This window comes from Mesorhizobium sp. M7A.F.Ca.CA.002.04.1.1 (assembly GCF_004022805.1).
Lineage (GTDB): Bacteria > Pseudomonadota > Alphaproteobacteria > Rhizobiales > Rhizobiaceae > Mesorhizobium > Mesorhizobium ciceri.
This window is the reverse complement of the sequence record NZ_RZPL01000398.1, coordinates 1-5135: the sequence shown is the minus strand read 5'-3', so window position 1 is coordinate 5135 and position 5135 is coordinate 1. Positions and strand designations below refer to the sequence as shown.

Below are 5135 nucleotides of genomic sequence, written 5' to 3'. Positions count from 1 at the left end.
GAGCACATAGTCGCGCGTCGCTTCCTGCGCCTTGGAGGCTCCGTCATCATAGAGCGGACGGACGGCCGAATAGGTCCAGACGATGTCCGAACGCTTGACGGCTTCAGCGAAATATTCGCTTGCCGCGGCGCAGAGGTAGTCGATCTCGGTGTCGCTGATCCTCACGTCATGCGGATCGCCGGGGTAATCCTGGTCCGTGGTGCCGATCAGGGTGAACTCTTCTTCGTAGGGAATGGCGAAGATGATGCGACCATCCCTGTTCTGGAAGAAATAGGCGCGCGGATCGTCGAACTTCCTGGCGATGACGATGTGGCTGCCCTGCACGAGGCGGACATTGTGCACATCGTTGAGGCCGACGACGCCGGAAAGCACATGATCGACCCAGGGTCCAGCGGCATTGACCAGCAGGCGCGCCTTGATCTCCTCGGTCTCGCCGGTCTGCAGATCCTCGACCTGGACCGTCCACAAGCCGTTTTCGCGGCGCGCGCCGGTCACTTTCGTGCGGGTGCGGACCGTTGCGCCGCGGTCGGCGGCATCACGTGCGTTCAGCGCCACCAGCCGCGCGTCATTGACCCAGCCATCCGAGTATTCGAAGGCCTTCTTGAATAGCGGCTTCAAAGGCTTGCCGGCCGGATCCCTGGCCATGTCCAGCGTCCGGGTCGCCGGCAGCAATTTGCGCCCGCCAATGTGGTCGTAGAGGAAGAGACCGAGCCTGATCAGCCAGGCCGGGCGCAGGCCCTTGGCATAGGGCAGCACGAAGCGCATCGGCCAGATGATGTGCGGCGCGTTCTTCCACAGAACCTCGCGCTCCATCAGCGCTTCGCGCACCAAGCGGAATTCGTAGAATTCGAGGTAGCGCAGGCCGCCATGGATCAATTTGGTCGAGCCCGAGGAGGTCCCGCTGGCGAGGTCGTTCATCTCGGCGAGAAAGACGGAAAAGCCACGCCCGACGGCGTCGCGGGCGATACCGCAGCCATTGATGCCGCCGCCTATGACGAAAATGTCACGGATCGGAGATGCGTCCACAAATTCCTCCAGCGATTTCGCATTGCACCATTTTTGGGCTTTTACGAAACCGTGTCGGAATTATTTCGAAATGATAACGAATGTCAAACGAAATATCACGGGCGCGTGATATCAGCTGAAAACCGCCTAGGCGAGCGACGTCTCGATCAGCTGAACCTCGGCCTCCTGGCAGATCTTGCGCACCGAGGGGATGTCGCAGCGGTCGGTGATGAAGGTGTTGACCTGCGACAGATGGCCGATGCGCACCGGTGCGGTTCGCTCGAATTTGGTCTGGTCGGAAACCAGGATGACATGCCTTGCATTGGCGATGATCGCCTGCGCCACCTTGACCTCGCGAAAATCGAAGTCGAGCAAGGCCCCGTCATGGTCGATGGCGGATGCGCCGATCACCGCGTAATCGACCTTGAACTGCCTAATGAAATCGACCGCCGCCTCGCCGACCACACCGCCATCGGAACCGCGCACGACACCACCGGCGATCACCACTTCGATCGACGGATATATCCGCATCCTATTGGCAACATTGATGTTATTGGTGATGACCATGAGACCGTTGTGATCGAGCAACGCCTTGCTGACCGACTCGGTCGTGGTGCCGATGTTGATGAACAGCGAGGCGTTGTCGGGGATCAGCCTGGCTGCCGCACGGCCGATCGCCTCCTTCTCGTCGGCGGCAATCTTGCGTCTCGCCTCATACTCCATGTTCTCGATGCCGGAGGGGTACAGCGCGCCGCCATGGATGCGCGAGAGCAGCCGCTGATCGCACAAATCGTTGAGGTCCTTGCGTATGGTCTGCGGCGTCACATTGAAGTGGTTGGCCAGATCATCGACCAGCACGCGGCCGTGATCCTTGGCCATCTGGATAATCTCGGCATGGCGCGGCGACAGATACATGGGCAACCTCCCGTTTTCGTTTTTCTTGTCTATAGTCGAAAACGAAACCGATGAAAAGGCATAAGCCGGCTAACGAAATCAGCGACCCAGGCCACGTGCGATTTCAGTAATCACCACAAAAGCCGTTTCGACATCGGCGGCGGTCGCCTCGAACTGTCCGACCTGGAACCGGATTGCGATCAGTCCATCAACCTTCGTCTGCGTCAGGTAGATGCGGCCATCGTCGTTGATCGCATTGACAAGGCGCAGATTGTGCTCGTCCCCGTCGGTTGCGGTCTTGTGCCGGAACGAGAACAACGACAGCATCGGTTCGCTGACGATCTGGAAATCCGGCTCCCTTGCCAGCCGCGCCGCCAGCCCTTCGCTCCACGCGACATGATTGCGGATCATCGTGCGCAGGCGTTCCAGGCCATGGGCGCGCAGCAGGAACCATAATTTCAACGCGCGAAATCGCCTGCCGAGCGGTACCGACCATTCGGAATAGTTGATGATGCCGTCATGACCGTGCGTCTTCAGATAATCCGGCTTGATGGCCAGCGTCCTGACATGGCTTTCAGGGTCGCGCAGGAACTGGATCGAGCAGTCGAACTGAGCGCCCAGCCATTTGTGCGGATTGAAAACGATCGAATCGGCGCCTTCGACGCCTGTCCAGAAATGCCGATATTCCGGACAGATCATCGCCGATCCCGCCCAGGCGGCATCGACATGGAGATAAAGCCCATGCCGCCGTGCCACCTCGGCAACCGCAGCAATGTCGTCGGTGCCGCCAGTGCTGGTGCCGCCGACGCAAGCGATGATGCCCGCCGGCAGCATGCCGGCTTCCCGGTCGGCGACGATTGCCGCCTCGAGCGCGGCCGTGTCCATGGCGCGAAAGCGGCCGCTGACGGGAATGCGCACGAGATTGTCCTCGCCGATGCCGGACACCCAGATCGCCCGGTCGATCGACGTGTGCACCTGGTCGGAGGAGTAGATGCGCAGCCGCGCCTGCCCTGCCAGGCCCTGTTTGTTGCCTTGCCAGTCGAGTGCCCGTTCGCGCATGGTCAGCACCGCGGCCAACGTCGCCGATGAGGCTGAATCCTGGATTACGCCCGAGAAGCCTTCCGGCAGACCGAGCGCCTGGCGCATCCAGTCGACGGTGCGCGTTTCGAGTTCGGTCGCCGCCGGCGACGTCTGCCACAGCATGCATTGCGCGGCCATCGCCGAAACCAGATATTCCGCCACCACCGAAACCGGCGCCGCATTGGCCGGGAAATAGGCGAAGAAGCGCGGATGCTGCCAATGGGTCATTCCCGGCAGGATCTTCTCTTCGAAATCGGCGAAGATCCGGTCCATCGGTTCGGCGTCTTCGGGCGGCGAAACCTCGATGCTTCTAGAAATGGCGCCGGGTTCTACCAGTGGCCGCACGGGGCGGTCGCGCAGATTGTTGCGATAGTCAACGCCCCAGTCGGCGGCGCGCCGCGACCATTGCCGGAAATCATCATTGTTCATCCTGTCCTCCCGACATGATCCATCGCTACCATCCGTCGCGGTTGGTCTCTTATTAATTAACGCGTGAAATATATGCAACCAGCAAGAGATGCCGCACGCCTTAGCCAGGGAAATCCGGCAGGCTGGCAAAAGCCGTCTTCAGCGCATTCGACCAGCCATCGGAGATCGTGCGGTAATACTGGTCGTCCTGGCCGATCCGCTTCTTCAATCCGACCTTGAAAGCGTCCTTCTCCAGGAAGAGCAGGTCGAGCGGCAAGCCGACAGACAGGTTCGACTTCAACGTCGAATCGAACGACACCAAAAGCAGCTTCACCGTCTCGGCGAGGCTCATCGTCTTTTCGTAGGCGCGGATGATGATCGGCTTGCCGTATTTGGTCTCGCCTATCTGGAAGAACGGCGTGTCATCGGTCGATTCGATGAAATTGCCTTCGGGATAGATCATGAACAGGCGCGGCTCGCTGCCCTTGATCTGACCGCCGAGGATGAAGGACGCATTGAAATAGGAATCCGCCTTCTCGCCAGCGGGTGACGAATTGGCGATGACCTCCTTGACCGTGTCGCCAACAATGCGGACCGTTTGGTACATCGACGGCGTTTCGAGCAGTGTGGAATGTCTTTCGGAGATTGCCTTGGTGCGCTCGTCAAGCAGGCTGACCACGGCCTGCGTCGTCGCCAGATTGCCCGCCGACATCAAAACGATGACGCGTTCGCCCGGCTCTTCCCAGACATGCATCTTGCGAAAGGTGGAGATGGAATCCATGCCTGCATTGGTGCGCGTGTCGGACATGAACACGAGCCCGCGATCGATCTTCAGGCCAACGCAATAGGTCATGGAATCTCTTCTAGAGCAATTCCAGGAAAAGTGTGAAGCGGTTTTCCGTCCGGAATTGCGTTAAAACAAAGGGATAGAGCGGTTCGGGGTTCCTTGAAACGATGAACCGCTCGGCAGCAATCTTGCGGAGGATTACTGCTCCACCGTGACGGTGACCGCAAGCTGTTCTTCCGCCTGTCCCAGCCGAATTCCCGACACCGGCGTGGCGTCGCGGTAATCGCGGCCCGTCGCCACCTTTACATAGCGCTCGTCGGGCGAGATGCCATTGGCGGCATCGAAGGCAACCCAGCCGAGACCCGAAACATGCGCTTCGGCCCAGGCATGGCTGGCCGCCTGCTCGACCGTCGCATCCAGCATCAGATAGCCGCTGACATAGCGGGCCGGAAAGCCCATGGCACGGGCGGCGGCGGCAAAGATATGGGTATGATCCTGGCAGACCCCGGTCTTGAGCGCCAAGGCTTCCTCCGCCGGCGTCGTCGCATTGGTCGTGCCGGGCGTGTAGGCGACGCGCTCTCCGATGACAGCCGTCAGCCGGTGCAGCCGTTCGATGTCGCTGCCCTTGCCAACCGATGCGGCGAGTTCGCGGATACCGCTGCCGATCACCGTCAATGGTGTCTCATGGCTGTACAGCCAGAGCGGCGTGAAGCCCTGGTGTGGCCCCGAGACGCCCGCGGTGTCGCGCGTCACCACTTCGCCCGACGCCTCCACCGTGATGAAGTCGCGCTCGCCCTCGACGCTCAACAGCCTTGTGTCGTTGCCGAAATGGTCGACAAAGCGGACCTCTTCGCGCGCGCCTTCGATCGCCAGAGCCCAGGACAGAACGGTCTGCGTCGACCCGCTGACTGGAAGCAGCCGCAGCCGCTGCAACAGATAGTGCACCGGCGTATCGTAACGG

The 5135-nt window shown here is 60.6% G+C and carries 5 protein-coding genes; all 5 read right to left on the bottom strand.

Annotation, left to right across the window (positions count from 1 at the left end):
• Nucleotides 1-1026 (bottom strand): glycerol-3-phosphate dehydrogenase (gene glpD, locus ENZ75_RS20035; protein ID WP_128278266.1); only part of this gene is annotated, 1026 nt, incomplete at its 3' end.
• Nucleotides 1027-1152: 126 nt separating this feature from the next.
• Nucleotides 1153-1920 (bottom strand): DeoR/GlpR family DNA-binding transcription regulator, encoded by a 768-nt coding sequence (locus ENZ75_RS20030; RefSeq protein ID WP_013531814.1) that lies wholly within the window; start codon nucleotides 1918-1920, stop codon nucleotides 1153-1155.
• A gap of 78 nt (nucleotides 1921-1998) precedes the next feature.
• On the bottom strand, nucleotides 1999-3408 hold the full coding sequence (locus ENZ75_RS20025) for an aspartate aminotransferase family protein (RefSeq protein ID WP_063167944.1): 1410 nt from the start codon (nucleotides 3406-3408) through the stop codon (nucleotides 1999-2001).
• 100 nt (nucleotides 3409-3508) lie between these two features.
• Entirely contained in the window at nucleotides 3509-4240 is a 732-nt protein-coding gene (locus ENZ75_RS20020; RefSeq protein WP_013531816.1) for a peptidase, read from the bottom strand.
• 132 nt (nucleotides 4241-4372) lie between these two features.
• Nucleotides 4373-5135, bottom strand: a 763-nt coding sequence (locus tag ENZ75_RS20015) for a transglutaminase family protein (protein WP_164887883.1), incomplete at its 5' end; no start/stop codon positions are given.